This window comes from Paraburkholderia sp. HP33-1, from assembly GCF_021390595.1.
GTDB lineage: Bacteria > Pseudomonadota > Gammaproteobacteria > Burkholderiales > Burkholderiaceae > Paraburkholderia.
On the sequence record NZ_JAJEJR010000001.1, the window covers coordinates 1299604 to 1321064 of the forward strand.

Here is a 21461-nt window from a genome sequence, read left to right on the forward strand (position 1 = left end):
TGGGATTTCGAGCGGCTGGAGCGATGCGCGGCGCCATCGCGCCATGCACCGTCGAAGAGAGGCAAAGCACAAGAAAAGTGCATAAATCGATGTTCTTGGTCCGCATGACCCAGACAAGGGCGAAATATTCGATTTCAATTACAGTGTTATTCGGAATCCTGTCGCATTGAGATGCTTGCCGGTCGCGCCGGTGCCCATTTCTGGCGCGAGGCCGGCGAACGCATGACGCTGCATGGACCGGTTTGTGCCCCTCTTTGTCTTCGCGCACAAACGCCGACATAATGTGCCGACCCCGCGCTTGATCCGTCGGCCAACTCCTCCAGATGCGCACGCATGAGACTGACCACTAAAGGCCTGTTGCTGATCGCGATCCCGGCCGTCTTCGAACTCGCGCTGCTCTCCGGCCTCGTGAAGGCACAGGCCGACGCGACATTGGCCGAACGCTGGGCGATGGATAGCGAGGAGGTGCTGCGCCAGACCACCGGGATTCTCGACCCGGTGCTGTCCGAATCGGTTGCGCTGCGCGGGGCGGTGCTCGCCAACGACACCCGCTTCACGACGCCGGTCGCCGTGTGGGTGGATGTCGACCGGCGCATCGATGAACTGGCAGAACTCGTCGCCGACAACCCCGCGCAAGTCGAGCGCGTGGTCCAGGTGCGCCAGGCGGTGCAGGCGTACCGCCAGTGGTCGGACCGGATCCAGGACATGCTGCACGCCGGGCGGCGCGACGAGATTGTCGTGCGCTTCCGCGATCTCGCCCAGGCCGACGTGCTCGATCGTTTCCGTTTGGAGGTCACCGCGTTCCAGACCGAGGAGCGCCGCCTCGACACGGCGCGTTCGAATACGGTCGCCGCCGCGCGCGCGCGGCAGCAGACGCTGATCGTCGCGGCCGCGTTGGGCTCGCTGCTGTTCGTCGCGCTCGCTATCTGGATGTTCACGCGCGGCGTGCGCGGCCGTCTCGCGCTCCTGTCCGACAACGCGGGGCGGCTCGCCGGCAACGAGCCGCTCGCGCCGATCGGCGCGGGCCACGATGAAATCGCGCGGCTCGACCTGACCTTGCACGAGACGAGCCGCCGTCTGCTCGAAGCCGAGCGCATCGAGGCGCGCTTTCACGCGGACCTCGAGCGCCGCACCGCCGAGCTCGCGCGGATCAACGAAACGCTGCGTCAGCAAACGCAGGAAAACGAAATGTTCATCTATAGCGTGTCGCACGACCTGCGCGCGCCGCTCGTGAACCTGCAGGGCTTTTCGAAAGAGCTGATTCGCGCGTGCGACGAGTTGCGCGACGCGGTGCGCAACTCGTCGCTTGCGATGAGCACGCGCGAGCGTATCGAGCGGATCGTCGACGAGGACATCGGCGAGGCGCTGCATTATCTGCAGACCGCTGTGCTGCGCGCTTCGCACATCATCGACGCGCTGCTGCGGCTGTCGCGCGTCGGGCGTGTCGAGTACCGGCGTCAGAAGGTCGATGTGCGCGACATCGTGCAGCGCGTCGTCGATGCGATGCAGGGCTCGATTCGCGCGCGGCGCGCGCGCGTGACGGTCGGCGAACTGCCCGCGGTATGGGGCGACCCGACCGCGCTCGAACAGATCTTCGCGAACCTCGTCGGCAATGCGCTCAATTATCTGGACCCGGCGCGCGAAGGTCGCATCGAAATCGGCACGACGCCCGCGCCGCCGGGCGTGCATTCGCTGAGGATCTTCTACGTGCGCGACAACGGCCTGGGCATTCCGGCCATCGCGCTGCCGCGCCTGTTCACCGCGTTCCAGCGCCTGCACGGCAATGCGGCGGCCGGCGAGGGTATCGGCCTCGCGCTCGTGCGGCGGATGGTCGAGCGGCACGGCGGCCGCGTGTGGGCGGAATCGAAGGAAGGGGTAAGCACGACGTTCTATCTGTCGTTGCCGGAGGCGGGCGCGGCGGGCTCGGAGCCGGCGGCGGCTGGCGCGCCTGCGCTCGCCGAGGCGAGCGCTGCACAGGCCGCGCTCGGCGCGCGCGGGAGCGCGCAAGGCGTGGTGGGTTCCGGTCTGGGCGCAGGCAGTGGGTCGCCCGCGCCTTCGATCGATGCCGTGCGAGGAATCAGCACGCGGTAGGCCCGCTCTGCAACCGATCAAGACCCGTCGCGCTCTGAGCAGGCGCGCGCCGCAACGGCGGTATCATGGGCGCCTCTTCGCATGCGCGAGCCGCCCGGCGCGGCTCCTTCCTGATCATGATTTCATCCCTTTCCTCATCGTTATTGCGCCGCGCGGCGGTCGTGGTCCTCGTGTTCGGCGCGCTGGCCGCGTGCCAGAAGAACGACGCGTCGGCCGGCCAGGTTGCGGGCAAGCTCAACGACGCCGCGCAGGTTGCCGGTCAGAAGCTCGATCAGGCCGCGAGCTACGTCGGCCAGCAGGTCGACGCGACCAGGGATACCGCACAGCAGAACCTCGAGTCGGCCTCCGCGCCGTCGATCAGGATCGACCCGTCTGCACTCGCGTCGAGCGCGCAGGCCAATCTGCAGAACGCGGCGAGCGCGGCCAGCGCGCAGCTCGGCAAGGCCGCGTCGATTACGGGCCAGGGCCTCGAAACGGCGGGGCGCAAGCTGCAGGCGTGGTCGGCGCAGAATGCGGGCACGTCGGCTTCATCGACCGTGTCGCCCGATTCCCCCGACGCGCAAAAGCAGATGGACAAATGACCTGCGCGGGGTTCCGTTCGTGGTTTGCGGATTGACGTCCCGAATAAATGTAATTACTATGGTTACACATTGTCGTTGCGGGACGGATTCGCTGTGAACACGAGTAGCCGGTTTGCCTTTGCCGTGCATGTGCTCGCGCTGCTGTCATTACAGGGCGGCGTGCCGTTGTCGTCGGAGATGATTGCGGGCAGCGTGAATACGAATCCCGCGCTGATCCGCCGGCTTCTGGCCATGCTCTCCGACGCCGGGCTCACCACGTCGCAGATGGGTGCCGGTGGAGGCGCATTGCTCGCGCGGCGGCCCGAGCAGATCACGCTCCTCGACATCTATCGCGCGGTGGAAGACGCGCAGTTGTTCGCGTTGCATCGCGAGGAGCCGAATCCCGCGTGCATGGTGGGGCGCAACATCCAGGGCGTGCTGCGCGGAATCATCGACGAAGCGCAGCAGGCCATGGAAGCGACGCTTGTCGGGCGCACGCTCGCCGACGCGACGGCTGATGTCGTGCGCTCGGAGAAGCAGCGCGAGCGCAAGCGCCGTGCTTGAGCGTTTCGTCGCGTGCGTACCAGATCAATGAACGGGGTGAGCGCCCCGCTTTTTTTCCCGTTATATGTAACTGTGATGATTACATATAAGACAACCTGAGGAGTGTGTCGAAATGAGCAAGCAACTGAAGATCGCTTTGTTTGGCGCGACCGGTATGGTCGGTTCGCGGATCGCAGCGGAAGCGGCGCGTCGCGGGCATCAGGTGACGGCGCTCGTGCGCGATCCGGCGCGCGTGCCGGCCGGCGTCGCGAATCTGCAGGCGTCGAAGGCCGATTTGCTCGACGCCGCGAGTGTTGCCGAGGCGCTGCGCGGTCAGGATGTGGTCGCGAGCGCCTATGCACCGCCGCAAGGCGATCTCGCGACGCTGACGAAAGCCACGCGCGCGCTCGTCGAAGGTGCGCGTGCGGCGGGGCTGAAACGCGTGGTCGTGGTAGGCGGCGCGGGTTCACTCGAAGTCGCGCCGGGCAAGCAACTGGTCGATACCGACGGTTTTCCGGACGCCTACAAGGGCATCGCGCTTGCACATCGCGACGCGTTCGACTACTACCGTGGCGTCGCCGATCTCGACTGGACGTTCTTCGCGCCGGCCGCGCTGATCGCGCCGGGCCAGCGCACCGGCAAGTTCCGCACGGGCGCGAACACGCTGATCGCGGACGCGGACGGCAATAGCCGCGTTTCGGCCGAAGACTACGCGATCGCGTTCGTCGACGAGCTGGAGCAGGGCCGCTTCATCCGCCAGATCGCGACGGTCGCGTACTGACGTCTGGCGTACCGGATTCGCCGGCCGCGCAAGCGTACTAACATTCGGTTACGCATGTTCGGGCGCGCCGGGCAAAACTGCGGCTACACTGGCGTCTCCCGTTTTCTTCCGGATTGCCATGCAGTCATGCCCGTCGCGGCGCGAGTCCGGGGCTGCGCCGTCCGGCGGCGGACAGCAGCCGGCGAGTCGCACCGCCTTCCATCTCTCCTCCAGCCCCACCGCTCGCACCCCTTCCAGCGGCGACGCCCGCCCGCGCGCGAGCGCGAGCGGTTGGTTTGCGGCGCTGCTGTGCGCCGCGCTGATCCTGTGCATCGGCGCGCTGCCGCGCACCGCGCAAGCTGCGGGCCCCGCGGTCGGCGGCGGCACGCCGGTGATCCCGGCGTTGCAGAGCCTGATCAACAGCGCGACGGTGAACACGACGCCCGCGTCCGCGGCATCGGGTGCCTCGGCGGCCGAGGCGGCGTCGGCGCCGTCGCCAGCGAGCCAGGCGGAGCTCGCGCGCTCGCTCGACAGCGTGATCGCCACGCTCGAGAACGACCATCAGCGCACCGCGCTCGTCACCCAGTTGAAAAAGCTGCGCGACGTGTCGCAAAGCGCCGCGCAAACTGTCGGCCCAGCCGCGCCCGCGCAACCGAGCCCGGGCCTGCTCGGCGCGATCGCGTCGGGTATCGCGTCGTTCGAATCCGACGTGAATCAAGGCCGCACGCCGTTGCGCTACTGGAGCGGGCGCGTGACCGCGGCCGGCAACGAGCTATACACGATCGTCGCGGGCCACGGACGCGAGGGCCCCGGCAGGATCCTGTTGTCGATGGTGGCGATGCTGGCCGGCTGGGGCGCCTGCGCCGGCGCGCTGATCTATCTGCAGCACCGGCTGTACCGGCGCTTCGGGATCGAGCTGGTGCTGCGGCCCAACCCCACCACGCTCGAGCTGGTGATCTTCGCGCTGCGCCGCGTGGGTCCATGGATCATCGCGTTCATCGCGGCGCTGCTGTTCGTACGCGCGATGCCCGATGCGCTAGGCCGCACGCTCGGTCTCGTGGTCGCATATGCGATCGTCGCGGGCGCGGTATTTTCCGCGATCTGTCTGATCATGTTTTCGCTGTTCGGCTCGGGCCATCGGCGCGTCGCGGTGCGTCTGCTGATCGATCACGCGCGCCGCGTGCTGTTCGTGATCGGCGTGTGCGGCGCGCTCGGCGACGCGGCCGTCAATTACGACGTCGCGCATCAGCTCGGCACGAATCTCGCCGCGCTGATTTCGACCGGGGCCAACATGACGGCCGCCGTGCTCGCCGGCTATTTCGCGCTCGCGTTCCGCCGGCCGGTCGCGCACCTGATCCGCAACCGGCCGTACGAGCAGCGCAACGACCACAAGGCCGCGACCGATGCGTTCGACGTGCTCAGCTCGCTGTGGCACCTGCCGGTGCTGGTGCTCGCGGCCGCGTCGGTGGTCGCGACGCTAGGCGGCTCCGGCTCCAGTGAAGACGTGCTGCAGATCTCGGTCGTCACGGCGCTGCTGCTGGTGCTGGCGTTTTTCCTGTCGGCGATCGTGCTGCGCATGACGCGGCCGCGCAGCGCCCGCGCGCGGCGCCGCTCGCCGTACCTGACGCGGCTGCTGCGCTTTTGCGGCACGCTGCTGACGCTGTTCATCTGGCTGTTTTTCTTCGAATTCGCGGCGCGTCTGTGGGACGTGTCGCTGGCCGCTGTGATCGAGAAAAACGTCGCGGCGCGCGGCATCGCGCATGCGATGTCGGCGATCGTCGCGACCCTGTTCATCGCGTGGCTGCTGTGGATTCTGGTCGACACCGCGATCACCGAGTCGCTCAATCCGGGCGGCCCGCGCAACAAGGGGCGCAGCCCGAGCACGCGCGCGCGCACCATGCTGCCGCTGGTGCGCAACGTGTTGCTGGTCACGATCATGACGATCGGCGGCATCGTCACCGCCGCCAACCTCGGCATCAACGTGACGCCTCTGCTCGCGGGCGCGGGCGTGATTGGTCTGGCGATCGGTTTCGGCGCGCAGTCGCTGGTGACGGACCTGATCACGGGCCTGTTCATCATCATCGAGGACACGATTTCGGTCGGCGACTGGATCGACGTCGATGGCGGGCACGCGGGCACGGTCGAGCACCTGTCGATCCGCACCGTGCGGCTGCGCGACGGGCAGGGCGCGATCCACGCGATTCCGTTCTCGCAGATCAAGATCGTGAAGAACCTGTCGCGCGATTTCGCGTATGCGGTGTTCGAGGTGCGCATGTCGTTCTCGACCGATGTCGACGAGATCACGCAGCTGATCCGCGAAGTCGGCGCCGAGCTGATGGCCGATTTCCGTTACCGGCGCGAGATGCTGGGGCCGATCGAGGTGTGGGGCCTCGACCGCTTCGATCCGAACTGGATGGTCGTCAAAGGGCAGATCAAGACGCGCCCGCTGCAGCAATGGAGTGTCGCGCGCGCTTTCAACCTGCGGCTCAAGCGCAAGATGGACGAGGCGGGGATCGAGATTCCGGTCGCGCAGATGCGGCTCTACACGTCGTCGAAGGATAGTGAGGGCGAGCCATTGCGCGACGATGAGATGACCGGGTTCGGCGCGCACGACAAAGCTCAGGGCGCGGCACCCGAGCGGGGACACGAAAAAGCCCATGAAAGGGCGCATGAAGCCGCGCGCGAGAGAGCCCGCGAGGTAGTACACGAGTATCCGCGCGAAGCCGGGTATGAAGCGCGTGGCGTTGGCCCGGCGGCGCGCGCATCGGCGCAGGTGCCGTTTGCGCCCGCGCGTGACGTGTCGCACGAACCGCGTCCGGCGCCGCCGGCCACCGGACAGAGCGAGCCGGTGGCACCGCAGATTCCGACGGCGGGTGACGGGGGCGGGAAGCGTTGAGTCGGGAGTGTGTTTGCGCGATGGCGTAGTCGCGCGATCACTTCACGACGTGACATCGAACTGTCAAACCAGCTCCGCCGCGTCCGCCCCGCGCACGATGTCGTTCACATGCGTGCCGATCCGCGCGCCTTCGACACCATAGATATGCAACGACAGGGCCGGCGCATTGCTGCAGTTGCCGAGCCGATGAATCGCACCGCGGCCGCTGCGCACGAACGACACCGCGCCACGATTTCGTGCCTCTACGCGCAGGGCGCTCGCGCATTGCTGCGCGTCGTCCCATTCGAAAATCGTTTCGCTCAGCTTGCCGTCGACCACCGTGTAACCGCACCACGTGTGATGCGCGTGCACGGGGCTCGCCTGGCCCGGCTGCCAGACCAGCGCGGCAATCGCGTAACGGCCGCGTGGATCGGCGAACAGCAGATGGCGGCGATAGGTGTCGGCCGAACCTTCGCGTTGCGCCGGCGCGAGCAGCGCCGGGTCGGCGGCCGCCTCGGCGAGCGCGAGCCGCATGGTGCGCGCGAAGAACGTCGAATGCGATGGTTCCGGGAATGTCGAGCAGGCTTCGAACATCGCGTCGAGCGTATCGCACAGGCGCTCGAGCGGCGTGCGTCCGATGTCGCCGGGTGTGTGCGTCGGCGACGCGGCGGCTTCAGGTCGAGCCGGGTCCGGGATCGACATCAGGTAGTCGGGAAGACGCTCGAAAGCGGTGGCGCGAAGCTCGTCGATCATGGTTTTGATGCAGCGTGTCCGCTGCTTGTCGGCTGATTTCGGTGTCGTTATTTATACCCGTTTGACCGGAGAAAGAGTTTCCATATAATTCCCTCGACCGTCAGAAAAGTAGAATAAATTCCTATAGGGGGTGGTGGTATGGGCATGGATATCATCGATCGGAAGCTGCTCGAACTGTTGCAGGCTGACGCTACGATGCCGATCGCCGAACTCGCGCAGCGCGTGAATCTGTCGCAAACGCCTTGCTGGAAGCGGCTGCAGCGCCTGAAGGAGGCGGGCGTGATTCGCGCGCAGGTGGCGCTGTGCGATGCGCGCAAGCTAGGCGTCGGGACGACGGTGTTCGTGGCGGTGCGCACCAATCAGCACACGGAGGCGTGGGCCAGCGCGTTCACGCAGGCGGTGCGCGATATTCCGGAAGTGGTCGAGGTCTACCGGATGAGCGGCGAGACCGACTATCTGCTGCGCGTGGTGGTCTCCGATATCGACGACTACGACCGCATCTACAAGCAGTTGATCACGGCCGTGCCGCTATACGACGTGAGTTCGAGCTTTGCGATGGAGCAGATCAAGTATTCGACGGCATTGCCGGTGCGCTCTTCGGCGGTGACCTGATCGTCGCGGAGATTGGATGGGCGTAGAATGCCGCCTTTCCGACCCATCCGCGACCGCTTCGCGAACCGAGCCGCTTCATGACCAGACCGCCGCGCAAGAAGAACCCGACCTTTGGCATCGCCGTCTTTTTCGTGGTGGCGATCCTGCTGGTGATCGCCACGCTGTTCTACAACGCGATCCGTGAAAAGCACGAGTTCGACAGCCAGGACGCGCAGGCGCCTTCAGCGACCTCGGAAGCTGCCGTGGCGACCAATGCGATCAAGCCGGCGAGCGGCGCCGCGCAATAACGGCAGCGCGTTTCCTTCTTCACTCCTCCGGCAGCCGGATCATGCTCGCGTCCTTGCGAATCTGCGCGGACGCCGCGAGCATCTGCTTGCATTGATGCGCGAGTAGCTTCGTGTCGTGCACCGCATCGGCCGTATAGTCCGGCGAATTCTCCGTTTTGACGACCATCGCATCGAGTTCGCGATTCATCAGTTTGATCTGCTCGCTTTGCTCGGCGGGCAACGCGGTGCCGGCTTCGGCGGCGCTCAGGTTGTCGCGCACGAGGCTCAAAGCGCGCTGCAGCGGCTGTAGCGAAACGTCTTCCACCTGTTGCTGCTGTTGCGCGGAGGTGCGCAACAGCGGCGCGGCTGCGGTGATCTGCGACGCGAGCACGTGGCCGCGCACCAGCAGACCGTTCAACTCCGGCACGAACTTCTGAGCGGACTTCGGTTCGAGCATCATCCGCTGGAACGCCTGGCCAAGATTCGCGAACGCGACGTGGACATTCTTGCGCGCGAGCCGATAGCGGTAATCGCGGTCGAGAGCGGTCGCCGCCGCGGTGGTCCGCCCGGCGCCGAGCGTGCCGACGCCGCTACCCCCTTCAGCTTTGGCTCCAGCGACAGCGAGTGCCGGGCCGCCAAAGCCGATCGCCGGATCCGCCATCGCCGCCGCCGGCGCGCGCGCGCCCGCTTCGGTCACGGTCGCGACCACCGCCGCGGCCGGCTTGCCGCTCCACCACCAGCTCGCCTCGAGGTACTGCCGCGTCGCGCTGATCATGTTGTTCACGAGCTTGCCCATCAAGCGGTACTCCCAGTACGGGAACAGGTGGCTCGCCGCGATGGCGATCGCGCAGCCGACCACAGTGTCGATCGCGCGCTCGCCGATGATGCGCAGGCTGCCCGGCGCGAGCAGATGGAACAGCAGCAGCACATACGACGACGTGAACACGACACTCGCCGCGTAGTTGAACAGCAGCAGGCTGTAGCTCATCACCATCGACGCGAACATCACGACCATCAGGATGTGCGGCTCCTTCACGAAGATGATCAGCGCGATGCTCGCCGCGCAGCCGATCAGCGTGCCGATGATCCGCTGCCCGTTGCGCTGCTTGGTCAGCGAGTAGCCTGGCTTCAGGATGATCACGGTGGTCATCACGATCCAGTATGCGTTCGTGAGCGGCAACAGGCGGCCGAGCCAGAAGCCGACGGCGACCGCGATCGTCACGCGCAACGCGTGGCGAAAGCTCGGCGAGGCCATCGTCAGATTCGAGAAGATCTGCCCGAACGGCACGCGCCGGCTCGACACGAAGCGGGTCAGCGCCTGGTCAATGCGCAGTTCGGTTTCGGTCGGGCTCGGCTCGGTCGTGAGGCTTCGGCGCATCCTGTCGATTAGCCGCGTGGCGCTCCAGATGCGGCGAAAATTTGACGACACCGCCGAATACGCCTCCGGGTTCTGCGTCGGCAGTTCCTGCTTGCGCATCAGCTCGATTTCATACTCGATCGCGCGCAATTCCGCCTTCACGTTCACGCGTTTGCGCGGCGCCTGATTCTGCAGCACCGCGAGGCCGATCTCCTCGAGATCTTCGGCCGCCTTGCGGATCAGGTCGCGGTAGAACACCAGCAGATCGGAGCCGCCGAACGTGCTGCGCACGAGCGTGTAATCGGTTTGCGCGCCGACGAACAACTCGTGCAGATCGACGGTATTGATGAACAGGTTGTACAGCATCGCGCGGTGTGGTTCGAGCTTGCCGCGCTTGAACTTGGGCAGATTGCGCAGCACGATGTCGCGGGCCGCGTCCTGGCGCTCGACCGCGGAGATCTGCTTGTCGACGAGATTGCGGTAGCACTCGTCGAGATCGTTGTCGAGATCGTAGAATGCGGCGCGCGCGAGCAGATAGTCGGCGCACGCGAACACGCTTTCGGCGAGTGCCTGCTGCTCGATCCGATGCATCATCCAGCGGCTCACGAAGGTCGACCAGTACGTGTACCAGAGCCCGCCGAGCAGAATCCACGACGCGTTCACGAGTGCCTGCATCGGCGTGAAGTGCTCCTCGAGCGTCATGACCATCATGAACAGCGTCGCGAAGCTGATCTGCGGCCAGCGGTTGCCGTACACGACGATCAGCGACAGCACGAACGTGAGCGGCACGACCGTGCACCACAGCGCGATCGGATTGACGGTGGCGAGGCCAGTGGCGAGCGCGGACAGAAAGCCGATCACCGTGCAGGCCAGCATCTCGTTGTGCTTGTACTTGAGCGGGCCCGGCATGTCGACGACGCAGGCGCCGAGCGCGCCGGTCGCGATCGTGAAGCCGAGCTCACGATCGTGGAACACGATCAGGCACAGGATGGCCGGTAACGACACACCGACCGCGATGCGCAGGCCGCCATAGAAATACTGGCTATAAAGGAATTTTCTTATTTCGACCGAATAGCGCATCGACTACCTGAATCCATTCACCGAGGGAACCGCAATTGGAAAGACAGCGCGAAACTGCCGTCGAGTCTAACTGATTTTGCGCGCGTTCTGACCTCGCCCATTCGGCCAGGTTATGCCCTGGTGGGTGGGTTTGTTATGCTGTCGCTTCAATGTCTGCCGTGGCCCGCGCGCGTAGCTCGCAGGCCATCCGCGTGCCACGTGTCATCGGGAATCCATGCTTCAGCTTTTCTACTCGAACCGCTACGAAACGCTGGTCGGCGCGCTGCTCGACGACCTCGCGCAAGCGCCATCCGACCCGTGGACCGCGCGGCCCGTGATCGTGCCGAGCGCGGCCGTGCGCCGGCGACTCGAGCTCGATATCGCCGCTCGCCAGGGCATCTGCGCGAACGTGAGCTTTTGTTATCTCGCGCAATGGCTGTGGGCGCAGATCGGCGGCGTGATCGAGGTGCCGAAGCATTCGCCGTTCGCGCCTGACCGGCTCGTGTGGCGCTGTTACCGGCTGCTGGGCGACGCAGACGAAGCGCTGCCGTGGAACGCATCGCCGCGTCTGCGCAGCTATCTCGACGCGGCCGACGCGTCGATGCGCTACGAACTCGCCCGGCGCGTCGCGACCGTGCTCGATCACTATCTGACCTATCGCCCCGAATGGCTGCTGCAATGGCAGAAGGGCGGCTCGATCTTCGCGAGTGGCGCGGCGGATGACACCGGTCCGCGTCTCGCCGGCGCAAGCGACGCGGCGCGCGAGGACGAGCGCTGGCAGGCGGCGCTGTGGCGCGCGGTGCTCGCGGAACTCGCGCAAGCCAGCGGTCATGCGCAAACGTCCGCGGCCGCACTGCCGCCCGCGTATAGGTTCCTCGATGAAATCGGCGCGCTCGATCTCGAAGCAATTTCGAACGCGCAATGGCCCGAGGCGGTCAGCGTGTTCGCGCTGCCGACCATGCCGCCGCTGCATATCGCGTTGCTGCGAGCGTTGTCGCGCTGGATCGACGTGCGTCTGTACGTGATGAACCCATGCCGCGAGTTCTGGTTCGACGTGGTCAGCGAAGGGCGCGTGCAGGCGCTCGACGCGGCGGGGCAGCTCGACTATCAGGAAGTCGGTCATCCGCTGCTGGCCGAATGGGGCCGTCAGACTCAGGCGCAGCTGCATATGCTGCACGAGCTGACCGAGAGCGCCGCCTCGGCCGAGACCGGTGACTTCACCGGAAACCCCGAGCCGAGCTGGCTCGCCGCCGTGCAGAACGGCATCGTCGAGCTGCGCGACGAAGCCGATGCCGATGAGCCGCCGCTCGAGCGCGGCATCGAGGTACACGTCTGCCATAGTCTGTCGCGACAGCTCGAAGTGCTGCACGATCGCCTGCTCGGCTGGTTCGACGAGTTCGACGATCTGCAACCGTCCGACGTGCTGGTCGCCGTGTCCGATCTCGCTGCGGCCGGCCCGCTGATCGACGCGGTGTTCGGCACCACGCCCGCCGGTGATACGCGCCGCATTCCGTACCGGATAACCGGCTTGCCGCCGTCGCAGGCGAATCCGGTCGCGCGTCTGTTGCTCGACTGGCTCGCGCTGCCCGAGCGCAGCGTCGGCGCCCCGGATCTGATCGAATGGCTGCGCGTCGATGCGGTCGCGGTGCGTTACGGGATCGATGCGAATTCGCTCGAAGCCGCGCAGGAATGGCTCGCGGCGGCCGGCGCGCGGCGCGGGCTCACGCCGCTCGAACCGGTTGGCGAGCACGTGCCGGTCGCGCGTCATACGTTCGCCGATGCGCTGACGCGCCTCTACCTCGGCTATGCGATGCCGGCCGGCGGCGAGCCGGTCGATGCGTGGCTGCCGGTCGAAGGCGCGGATGGTTCGGACGCCGAATTGCTCGGCCGCCTGTCGCGTTTCGTCGACGATATCGACAGCTTCGCGGCGAACTGTGCGATCGAGCGCACGCCGGCCGACTGGTCGCAACTGCTGCTCGAAACGCTCGCGCAGTGCTTCGACGGCGGGGTCGACTTCGCCGATTCGCTCGCGGCGGTGCGCGACGCGCTCGACGCAATGAGCGCCGCGATGCAGGCCGGCGCGCAGGATGTGTTGCTGCCCGCTTCGGTGGTGCGCACCGCGCTCAAAGAAGCGCTCGATGACCCCGCGCGCGGCGGTGTGCCGTGGGGCAGCGTGACGTTTTCTTCGCTGACGAGTCTGCGCGGCTTGCCATTTCGCGTCGTCTGTCTGCTGGGCATGGACGACGGTGTGCTGCCGTCGCTCGCGCGCGCCGACGAATTCGACCTGATGGCCGCGTTCGGCAAGGCGGGCGACCGTCAGCGCCGCGACGACGAGCGCAATCTGTTCCTCGATCTGCTGCTCGCCGCACGCGAGCAACTCTTCATCGCTTACACGGGCCGCAGCATTCGCGACAACGCGCCGCTGCCGCCGGCTGCGCTCGTCGACGAACTGCTCGATCATCTCGCGCGGGTGTCGGCGGGTGAGGACGCGAGTCCGGCCGAGATCGACAGCGCACGGCGTGCGTTCATCGTCGAGCATCCGTTGCAGGCGTTCGCGTCGGACTATTTTTCGGCGAAGCCCGACCTGTTCACGTACGACGCCGATCGCGCCGAGCTGGCCACGCTGCTCGCCGAGCCACAGCATCCCGCGGCCGCGCCGTTCTTCGATCAACCACTGCCGCAGGAAGACACGCACGAGGTCGGGTTCGACGACTTCGTGCGCTTCTGGCGTCATCCGGCGCGCGCGCTGCTGCGCGACCGGCTCGGTATCGCGTTGTCGGATGCGCAGGGCGAGTTGCTCGACACCGAGCCGTTCGATCTCGACTACGCGGGCCGCGACGCGCTTGCCGAGCGCCTGCTGCCGGTACTGCTCGACGCCGACACCGAAGACGACGTGATGTTCAGCCGCGTGCAGCGCGTCGCCGAGGCAAGCCCCGAGCTGCCCGGCGGCGCGACCGGCGCGGTATGGCGCGCGCGCGAGCTGTCCGCGCTGCGGCAGTTGGCGTCGAGCGTGCGGCGCGAAGTGGCCACCGGCGTCGAGCGCCTGCCGTTCGTGCTCGATGTCGCGCCGCGCTGGCCGCAGGGCGGCGAGGGCACCGATAGCACCGTCACCCTGTTCGGCGACTACGACGCGCTGCTGCGCGAGTCCGCCGAAACGCCGTTGCAATTGCGCGGCACGTTGAACCTGCTGACCGGAACAGGACAAGTGATCTTTCGATATGCCAAAGCTAGCGCGCGCGACTATCTGTCCGCGTGGCTCGCGCATCTGGTCTATTGCGCGGCGCGGCCGGATGGTCCGCGTCGCACCGTGTGGCACGGCAGCGGCGAGAGCTTCGAGCTCGCGCCGGTCGCGGCTCCGCTCGAGGAGCTCGCGCCGTTGCTGGCGCTTTTCAATGCCGGCCGCCGGCTGCCGTTGCGCTTCTTCCCGAAGAGCGCATGGGCGAGGGTCAGCGAGAGCGAATCGGCGGCGCAAGGCGTGTGGATCAACGACCGCGTGCGCGGCGAATCCGACGACCCCGCATTGCGCATCGCGCTGCGTGGCACGCAGCTCACGCTCGACGAACCGTTCGGCAGCCTCGCTGCGATCGTCTTCAAGCCGTTGATCCAGCACCTGCGGAGCGCCTCATGAGCGACGCGCTGCGCCATCACAGTCTCGTCGCCGACGAGCTCGACGTGTTCGCGTGTCCGCTCGACGGCGTGAACCAGATCGAAGCATCGGCGGGCACCGGCAAGACGTGGAACATCTGCGCGCTGTATGTGCGGCTGCTGCTCGAAAAGAACCTGAACGCGGATCAGATTCTTGTCGTCACGTTCACGAAGGCGGCGACCGCGGAGCTCCACGAACGCATTCGCGGCCGTCTCGCGGAGCTGCATCGCGCGATCGAGATGGACGACGACGGCGGCGATCCGTTCATCCGCCGGCTGTTCGAGACGACGCTCGCGCCGGAGAACGGCATCGAGCGCGACGCTGCGTTGAAGGTGGTGCGCCGCGCGCTGCGCACGTTCGATCAGGCCGCGATCCACACGATCCATGCGTTCTGTCAGCGCGCGTTGCAGGAAGCGCCGTTCGCGGCGGCGATGCCGTTCGCGTTCGAGATGGAAGCCGACGACGCATCACTGCGTTTCGAACTCGCCGCCGACTTCTGGCGCGAGCAGGTCGAGCCGGTCGCGCATGCGCATCCGGCGTTCGCCGCGTGGCTGGTGGCCAGGCGCGCCAGCCCCGCATCGCTCGACGAGCAGTTGGCTCGGCGCCTGAAAAAGCCGCTTGCGCAATTGCGCTGGGGCAGTGTCGAGGCGGACGGCGCAAGCGCCGATCCGCAGGCCGGCTTCGATGACGCGTGCGCGATCTGGCAAGCCGAACGAGACGCGATCATCGCGCTGCTCGCCGAGGCGCAGGAGCGTCTGAGCAAGACCACGCACAAGCCCGATCACGTGAGCGCCGCGATCGCCGCGTGGAGCGACTACTTCGCGCAGGGCGACTGCCATGCGCCACCGCCGCGCGCCGCATTGAAGCTGACGGCGTCGGCGTTGAAGAAGGCGACCAAGGTCAAGTTCGAGCCGCCCGCTCATCCGTTCTTCGAGCATGCCGAAGCGCTGGCTGTGGCAGTGGTTGCCGCCGAAGCCGCGCAGCGCGCGCGCTGGCTCGCGCTCGTGCGGACCTGGCTCGACTACGCACCGGCCGAGTTGGTGGCGCGCAAGCGCACGCGCCGCGTCGTGTCGTTCGACGATCTGCTCGCCAATCTGTATCGCGCGCTCGCCGCGCATTCGTGGCTCGCCGATGCGTTGCGCAGCCGCTATCCGGCCGCGCTGATCGACGAGTTCCAGGACACCGATCCGCTGCAATTCGCGATCTTCAGCCGCATCTTCGCGCCGGCCGGACCGTTGTTCCTGGTCGGCGATCCGAAGCAGGCGATCTACAGTTTCCGCGCGGCGGATCTGCACACGTACCTCGCGGCGCGCGAGTCGGCGTCCGCGTGCTACACGCTCGCGGTCAACCAGCGCTCGACGGCGCCGATCGTCGACGCGTGCAATCGGATCTTCGAAGCGAATCCGCAGGCGTTCGTGCTCGACGGGCTCGACTATCAGCCGGTGCGCGCGGGCGAGCGCCGCCGCGCGCCGTTTGCCGATCCCGACGCGAGCGGCGGCGATTTCCGCATCTGGACGTTGCCGCAAGGCGAGGCCGCGCTAAGCAAACGCGACGCGCAGCGCGCCGCGAGCGAAGCTTGCGCGGCCGAGATCGTGCGGCTGTTGCGCGGTGCGCGTGAAGGCGTGGTGATGATCGGCGACAAACCGCTCGCACCCGGCGATATCGCCGTGCTCGTGCAGACCCACAAGCAGGGCAGCCTCGTCAAACGCGTGCTCGCGGCGTGGGGCGTCGGCAGCGTGGAGCTGGCGCAGGCGTCGGTGTTCGCGACGCTGGATGCGGAGCAGATCGAGCGCGTGCTGGCCGCCATCGACACGCCCGGCGATCTACGGCGTCTGCGCGCCGCGCTCGCCACCGACTGGCTCGGGCTCGACGCCGCCGCGCTGTGGCGTCTCACGCAGGTCGCCGATGCGCCAGCAGCCGTCGACGAGTCGACGCAAGCGCTCGACCCTGCGGACGCGATGGGCTGGGTCGAACGTTTTTCGCGCTACCGGATGCTGTGGCACGAACGCGGCTTCGCGGTGATGTGGCGCACGCTGATGCGCGAGCTGCGCGTCGCGCAGCGGCTCGTCGCGGGAGCGGAGGGCGAGCGCCGGCTGACCAACGTGAACCATCTCTCCGAGCTCGTGCAGGCGCGCGCGGCCACCCAGCCCGGCATCGCGCCGACCTTGCGTTGGCTCGCCGCGCAGCGCGAGCAGGGCGGCGGCGAAGAGGCACAGCTACGGCTCGAGTCGGATCGCAATCTCGTGCAGATCGTCACGGTCCATAAGTCGAAGGGGCTCGAATATGCGGTCGTGTTCTGTCCGTTTCTGAACGATGGTGGTTTGCGCGAGCCGCCGTCATCGGGCTTGCCCGATGCGCGCGAGTATCACGACGACAGCGGCGAGGCGGTGCTGCACTACGGTTGCGACGAAGAGGAAGCCGAGCGCGCGTCGCGTTACGCGGTGCGCGAGCAGGCGGCGGAACGTGCGCGGCTCGTCTATGTGGCGCTCACGCGGGCGGTGTATCGCTGCTACCTCGTCGCGGGCACGTACCTGTCCTCGCGCTCGACGAAGGAGTCGCGCCGCAGCGTGCTGAACTGGCTCGTGGGCGGCAGCGGCCACACGTTCGACGCGTGGCTCGCCGAGCCGCCCGACGAAGCCGCCCTGGCGGCAAGCTGGCACGCGCTCGCGGGCGGACCGGTCACGCTGCAGGCGCTGCCCGAAGTGACGCGCCGCGTGCCGCTCGAAAGTCTGCAGGATCAGGGTGCGAATCTGTACGCGCGCACGAATCGGCGGCCGTTGCGCGATCAGTGGCGTATGGCGAGTTTCAGCGGCTTGATCGCGGCAGGCGGCAGGAGCGGGGAGGCGCATGGTCACGCGCCGCAGGAAGACGTGCGGCCCGATCACGATGAAATCGCGGATGCGCCCGAGTCCGCGCCGGTGCTTGCACCGGTCGCCGTGGCGAACGCCCCGGCGCATGCCGACGACGACATCCTCGCGTTCCCACGCGGCGCCGCGGCCGGCGAGTGCCTGCATCGCATGTTCGAGCTTGCTGATTTCACCGACGCTCGCACGTGGCCCGATGCGATCCGCGGCGCGCTGCGCGAGCGTCCGGCGCCAGCCGAGCCCGAGCTCGCCGCGCGTTTGCCCGCGATGATGCATCGGCTGATCGCCGACGTCGTTTCGACCGAACTCGTGCCGGGGATGACGCTCGCGCGGCTCGATCCGCGTCGGCGCCTGAACGAACTCGAGTTTCTGTTCGCGGCGCCGTCGCTCGATTTTCCGGCGCTGCGTGAGCTGCTGATCGAATACGGTTATCCCGACGTCGCGCTGGAGCCCGGCGCGCTGCGCGGGTACGTCAAAGGATTTATCGACATGATCGTCGAGCACGACGGACGCTTCTGGATCGTCGACTGGAAATCGAACCATCTCGGCGACACCGCCGCCGACTACGCGGCCGAGCCGCTCGAAGCGGCGATGGCGAGTCACGCGTATCACCTGCAGGCGCTGCTCTATACGGTCGCGCTGCATCGCTACCTGAAGACGCGCGTGCGCGACTATGCGTACGACACGCACATCGGCGGCTATCTCTATCTGTTCGTGCGCGGCGTGCGACCCGATTGGCGTGACGCCGACGGTTCAGCCGGCGTGCATAGGCGACGCGCGCCGTTCGAACTCGTGGCGCTGCTCGACGCGGCGATGATCGGAGGCGGCGCATGAGCACGCCCGGCACGCTCGATGCGCGCCCGGCCGCGCCGCTCGGGCTCGAAGACATCGGCGTCAATCTGCCCGCCCCGGCCGATTTCAGCATTGCGCTCGCCGAAGGGTTCGCGCGCCGTATCGGCATGCTTGCGCGGCGCGGTGGCGCATCGACCGAGGTGGTGAAGTGGGCCGCTCGCGGCGCGTTCGCCGCGAGCCGCGCGACGGCCGAAGGCCACGTGTGCGTGCCGCTTGCGACGCTCGCGCGCCGCTTCGACGCGTCGAGCGCCGAGGTGCGCGCGGCGCTGCTCGCGAGCGGCATGGCAAGCGACGGCGCAGCGGGCGCGGCGGCGTTGCGGCCGCTCGTGATCGACGGCGAGGGGCGGCTTTATCTCGCGCGCTACTACGACTACGAGCGGCGTCTGGCGCAAGCATTGGTCGCGCATGCGACGGGCGAAGCGCACATCGCGAAGGCCGACGTCGATACCGACCCCGCCGCATTGCGTGAGCGCCTGCTGCGCTACTTCGGCCCGCCGAAAGACGACGACGTCGACTGGCAACGCGTCGCGGCCGTGATGGCGCTGTCGGGGCGGCTGACGATCGTCAGCGGCGGGCCGGGGACCGGCAAGACCACGACCGTGGTCGGCGTGCTCGCGTGTCTGCTCGATGCGCGCGCCGATCTGCGCATCGCGCTCGCAGCGCCCACCGGCAAGGCGGCGCAGCGGATGCAGGAAGCGTTGCTCGCGCGCGCGGGTGACCTGCCGCCCGAGCTCGCCGCGCGTTTGCCGCAGACTTCGTACACGCTGCATCGCTTGCTGGGGTCGGGGCCGGGCGGGCGCTTTCGGCATCATCGCGAGAATCCGTTGCCTTACGACGTCGTCGTGATCGACGAGGCGTCGATGATCGACGTCGCGATGGCCACGCATCTGCTCGACGCGATCGCGCCGCAGACGCGACTCGTGATGCTAGGCGACAAGGATCAGCTCGCCGCGGTCGAGGCGGGCGCGGTGTTCGCCGAACTCAGCGCGCGGCCGGTGCTGAGCCCGAGCGGATTGCGGCGGGTCGCGCAGGCGCTCGGCATCGACGAGGCGCGGCTCGCGCGGGCTTTGCCAAGCGCGTCGCCGGACACATTCGAATCGGCGACCGAACGCAACCCGCTCGCCGACTGCGTCGTCTGGCTCGAGCGCAACTATCGTTTCGGCCTCGAGTCGCCGATCGGTCGTTTGTCGGTCGCGATTCGCAACGGCTCGCCGAGCGCGGCGCTCGACGTATTGCGGATTGACCCGACCGACGTCTGCGCCGCGGCGCTGCACGAGGACACGCACACGGCTCTGGCCGAGCGCACCATCGCGCGACTCGCCGCCGGCTTCGCGCCGTATGCCGACGCACTTGCCGCGGCGCTCGCCACCGATACGCCCGATCCATTGCCGCTCTTCGACGCGCTCAACCGCTTCCGCATCCTGTGCGCAACGCGGCTCGGATCTCGCGGCGTCGATCAGGTCAATGCGGCGATGGCGGCTCAGGTGCGGCGCACCGCGGGCGTCACGCTCGCGGTCGGCGCGCAGTGGTTTGCCGGACGTCCGGTGATGGTCACGCGCAACGATTACGCGCTGGGTCTGTTCAACGGCGACATCGGCATTGCGCTGCCGGGCGCGGGTGGCGCGCTGCGCGTGTACTTCCGTACCGGCGACGGCGGTGTGCGCGCGGTGTCGCCGGCCGCGCTGCCGCCGCACGACACCGCGTTCGCGCTGACGGTCCACAAGTCGCAAGGTTCGGAATTCGAGCACGCGGTGCTGGTGCTGCCGTCGGCGTTTAGCCGGGTGCTCTCGCGTGAGCTCGTGTACACGGCGATCACTCGCGCGCGCGTATGTGTCGAGGTGATCGGCGCGCGGGCCGTGCTCGCGCAGGCAATCGCGACGCCGACGCAGCGTGATTCGGGGCTGGCAGCACGGATTGCGGATGCATCGCGTTGATCGCGGGACAACAGTCGGAACAGCCGGGGTGGTGGGCTTATCGAGCCGGATCGCGCGCGCGGCGCTTAACCGGCCATCCCGCTCGTCCGCTCGATAGCCTCGACGCGGCCGCGCATCGTCTTGCGGTACCACAGCGTCCACAACGCGAGGCCCGCGTAAATGCCGTAGCCGATAAAGGGCGACACGACGAGGAAGCGTTCGATCGGCCACGTCAGCGCCATCCACGCGCGCAGCGCGGTTTCGGCGGTCAGGCCGAGGCCCCACACGAGCGTCATCGTGCGCATCGCGGTGGCGAGGCCGGGGCGTTCGCGCCACAGCGCCTCGAAGTGCGCGGCGCCGCCTTCCATTTCGCGCGCGACCGTCGCGCGTGCGAGGTAGAAGATCAGCGGACGACGCATCGGCAGCGACAGCAGGAACACGACGCCGACCGCGCCGGACACGAGCGACTCGCGCAACAGCAGCATGCGCGGACTGCCCCCGAGCGCCATTGCCGCGACCGACAGCACGATGCCCGCGACGACCATCACGCTGAGCGCATCGACGCGCCGAAAGCGCGCCAGTTCGATCGCGCTCCACACGAGCGGCGGCACGGCGGATGCGATCAGCGCACCGGTCTCGCCGACGCGCGGCAACGCGAGCCGGTAGGCAAGCCACGGCAGCAGAAAGTTGACGGCCAGTTCGAGCACGAAGCCCGGACGGATTTTCATACGAATTTACGCCGTAAGCGAAAGAAGCAGTATCGAGGAACCAGCCGCGCCGACGCAAATGGTTTTTTTTCGTAGTGTCCGCGAGCCGGTGACGCCGGGCACGGCACCGGACGCATCGGGCATCGCGTGCCGAGCGCTTGTACACTGACGCATCTTCCTTCCCTGCCACCGATGACATCCCGCTACTCGATCCCGCCGAACGAAATCGAATTGACCGCCGTGCGCGCGCAGGGGGCGGGTGGTCAGAACGTCAACAAGGTGTCGAGTGCGATCCATCTGCGTTTCGACGTCCGCGCTTCGTCGCTGCCGGAAGTGCTGAAGATGCGTCTGCTCGCGCTATCCGACCACCGGCTCACGCGCGACGGCGTCGTGATCATCAAGGCGCAGGAGCATCGGACCCAGGAGATGAACCGTGCGGCGGCGCTCGCGCGGCTCGATGAGCTGATCGAAAGCGTCAGCGTGACGCGCAAGCCGCGGGTCGCGACACGCCCGACACGCGCGGCGAACCTGAGGCGGCTAGACAGCAAGTCGAAACGTGGCGAGCTCAAGTCGGGGCGCGGCCGCGTGCACGAGTAGCGGCGC

General features: G+C 67.5%; 14 protein-coding genes. 11 read left to right on the forward strand and 3 right to left on the reverse strand.

The window, feature by feature from the left end; genetic code table 11:
- The first annotated feature begins 333 nt into the window (after positions 1-333).
- The 5 genes from L0U81_RS05875 to L0U81_RS05895 all read left to right on the forward strand — a co-directional run bounded on the left by L0U81_RS05875 (position 334) and on the right by L0U81_RS05895 (position 6850).
- Entirely contained in the window at positions 334-2091 is a 1758-nt protein-coding gene (locus L0U81_RS05875) for a sensor histidine kinase (protein WP_233800778.1), read from the forward strand.
- Between the two features lie 116 nt (positions 2092-2207).
- The gene (locus L0U81_RS05880) at positions 2208-2672 is read left to right on the forward strand and encodes a hypothetical protein (protein ID WP_233804235.1); all 465 of its coding nucleotides are present in this window, start codon (positions 2208-2210) and stop codon (positions 2670-2672) included.
- A gap of 93 nt (positions 2673-2765) precedes the next feature.
- Positions 2766-3215 carry an Rrf2 family transcriptional regulator gene (locus L0U81_RS05885; protein ID WP_233800780.1) on the forward strand — a complete coding sequence of 150 codons (450 nt, stop codon included), beginning with the start codon at positions 2766-2768 and terminating at the stop codon, positions 3213-3215.
- A gap of 112 nt (positions 3216-3327) precedes the next feature.
- Complete coding sequence (locus L0U81_RS05890; RefSeq protein ID WP_233800781.1) at positions 3328-3975, forward strand: NAD(P)-dependent oxidoreductase; 648 nt, start codon at positions 3328-3330, stop codon at positions 3973-3975.
- Positions 3976-4093: 118 nt separating this feature from the next.
- Positions 4094-6850 (forward strand): mechanosensitive ion channel domain-containing protein, encoded by a 2757-nt coding sequence (locus L0U81_RS05895; RefSeq protein ID WP_233800783.1) that lies wholly within the window; start codon positions 4094-4096, stop codon positions 6848-6850.
- Positions 6851-6913: 63 nt separating this feature from the next.
- Here L0U81_RS05895 and L0U81_RS05900 read toward each other — a convergent pair whose 3' ends face one another.
- A complete protein-coding gene (locus tag L0U81_RS05900; RefSeq protein ID WP_233800785.1) occupies positions 6914-7582 on the reverse strand; it encodes a cysteine dioxygenase family protein in 669 nt (222 codons plus the stop codon).
- 138 nt (positions 7583-7720) lie between these two features.
- Here L0U81_RS05900 and L0U81_RS05905 point away from each other — a divergent pair, with 138 nt between their 5' ends.
- Positions 7721-8194, forward strand: a complete 474-nt coding sequence (locus L0U81_RS05905; protein WP_233800787.1) for an Lrp/AsnC family transcriptional regulator — start codon at positions 7721-7723, stop codon at positions 8192-8194.
- Between the two features lie 77 nt (positions 8195-8271).
- Positions 8272-8481 (forward strand): hypothetical protein, encoded by a 210-nt coding sequence (locus tag L0U81_RS05910; RefSeq protein ID WP_233800789.1) that lies wholly within the window; start codon positions 8272-8274, stop codon positions 8479-8481.
- Between the two features lie 19 nt (positions 8482-8500).
- Here the strand turns inward: L0U81_RS05910 and L0U81_RS05915 are convergent, their stop codons facing one another.
- A complete protein-coding gene (locus tag L0U81_RS05915; protein WP_233800791.1) occupies positions 8501-10897 on the reverse strand; it encodes an FUSC family protein in 2397 nt (798 codons plus the stop codon).
- 214 nt (positions 10898-11111) lie between these two features.
- On the opposite strand from L0U81_RS05915, the gene recC reads away from it, so the two are divergent.
- From recC to recD, 3 genes are read left to right on the forward strand one after another with little or no spacing between them, the layout of a single operon-like run.
- Complete coding sequence (recC, locus tag L0U81_RS05920; protein ID WP_233800793.1) at positions 11112-14504, forward strand: exodeoxyribonuclease V subunit gamma; 3393 nt, start codon at positions 11112-11114, stop codon at positions 14502-14504.
- On the forward strand, positions 14501-18220 hold the full coding sequence (gene recB, locus L0U81_RS05925) for an exodeoxyribonuclease V subunit beta (protein ID WP_233800795.1): 3720 nt from the start codon (positions 14501-14503) through the stop codon (positions 18218-18220). Before recC ends, recB begins: the two co-directional genes overlap by 4 nt.
- Positions 18217-20172: an exodeoxyribonuclease V subunit alpha gene (gene recD / locus L0U81_RS05930; protein WP_233800797.1), complete on the forward strand. Its 1956-nt coding sequence runs from the start codon at positions 18217-18219 to the stop codon at positions 20170-20172. Before recB ends, recD begins: the two co-directional genes overlap by 4 nt.
- 65 nt (positions 20173-20237) lie before the next feature.
- On the opposite strand, the gene L0U81_RS05935 is transcribed toward recD, so the two are convergent.
- Complete coding sequence (locus L0U81_RS05935) at positions 20238-20879, reverse strand: VC0807 family protein (RefSeq protein WP_233800799.1); 642 nt, start codon at positions 20877-20879, stop codon at positions 20238-20240.
- 171 nt (positions 20880-21050) lie between these two features.
- Between L0U81_RS05935 and arfB the strand changes: the two genes are divergently transcribed.
- Positions 21051-21455 carry an alternative ribosome rescue aminoacyl-tRNA hydrolase ArfB gene (arfB, locus tag L0U81_RS05940; protein ID WP_233800801.1) on the forward strand — a complete coding sequence of 135 codons (405 nt, stop codon included), beginning with the start codon at positions 21051-21053 and terminating at the stop codon, positions 21453-21455.
- Positions 21456-21461 lie beyond the last annotated feature (6 nt).

Excerpts from the sequence above, each read along its gene's own strand:
- L0U81_RS05875 (WP_233800778.1), top strand. The coding sequence starts at position 334 with ATGAGACTGACCACTAAAGGCCTGTTGCTGATCGCGATCCCGGCCGTC.
- L0U81_RS05880 (WP_233804235.1), top strand. The coding sequence starts at position 2,208 with ATGATTTCATCCCTTTCCTCATCGTTATTGCGCCGCGCGGCGGTCGTG.
- L0U81_RS05890 (WP_233800781.1), top strand. The coding sequence starts at position 3,328 with ATGAGCAAGCAACTGAAGATCGCTTTGTTTGGCGCGACCGGTATGGTC.
- L0U81_RS05895 (WP_233800783.1), top strand. The coding sequence starts at position 4,094 with ATGCAGTCATGCCCGTCGCGGCGCGAGTCCGGGGCTGCGCCGTCCGGC.
- L0U81_RS05900 (WP_233800785.1), bottom strand. The coding sequence starts at position 7,582 with ATGATCGACGAGCTTCGCGCCACCGCTTTCGAGCGTCTTCCCGACTAC.
- L0U81_RS05905 (WP_233800787.1), top strand. The coding sequence starts at position 7,721 with ATGGGCATGGATATCATCGATCGGAAGCTGCTCGAACTGTTGCAGGCT.
- L0U81_RS05910 (WP_233800789.1), top strand. The coding sequence starts at position 8,272 with ATGACCAGACCGCCGCGCAAGAAGAACCCGACCTTTGGCATCGCCGTC.
- L0U81_RS05915 (WP_233800791.1), bottom strand. The coding sequence starts at position 10,897 with ATGCGCTATTCGGTCGAAATAAGAAAATTCCTTTATAGCCAGTATTTC.
- recC (WP_233800793.1), top strand. The coding sequence starts at position 11,112 with ATGCTTCAGCTTTTCTACTCGAACCGCTACGAAACGCTGGTCGGCGCG.
- recB (WP_233800795.1), top strand. The coding sequence starts at position 14,501 with ATGAGCGACGCGCTGCGCCATCACAGTCTCGTCGCCGACGAGCTCGAC.
- recD (WP_233800797.1), top strand. The coding sequence starts at position 18,217 with ATGAGCACGCCCGGCACGCTCGATGCGCGCCCGGCCGCGCCGCTCGGG.
- L0U81_RS05935 (WP_233800799.1), bottom strand. The coding sequence starts at position 20,879 with ATGAAAATCCGTCCGGGCTTCGTGCTCGAACTGGCCGTCAACTTTCTG.
- arfB (WP_233800801.1), top strand. The coding sequence starts at position 21,051 with ATGACATCCCGCTACTCGATCCCGCCGAACGAAATCGAATTGACCGCC.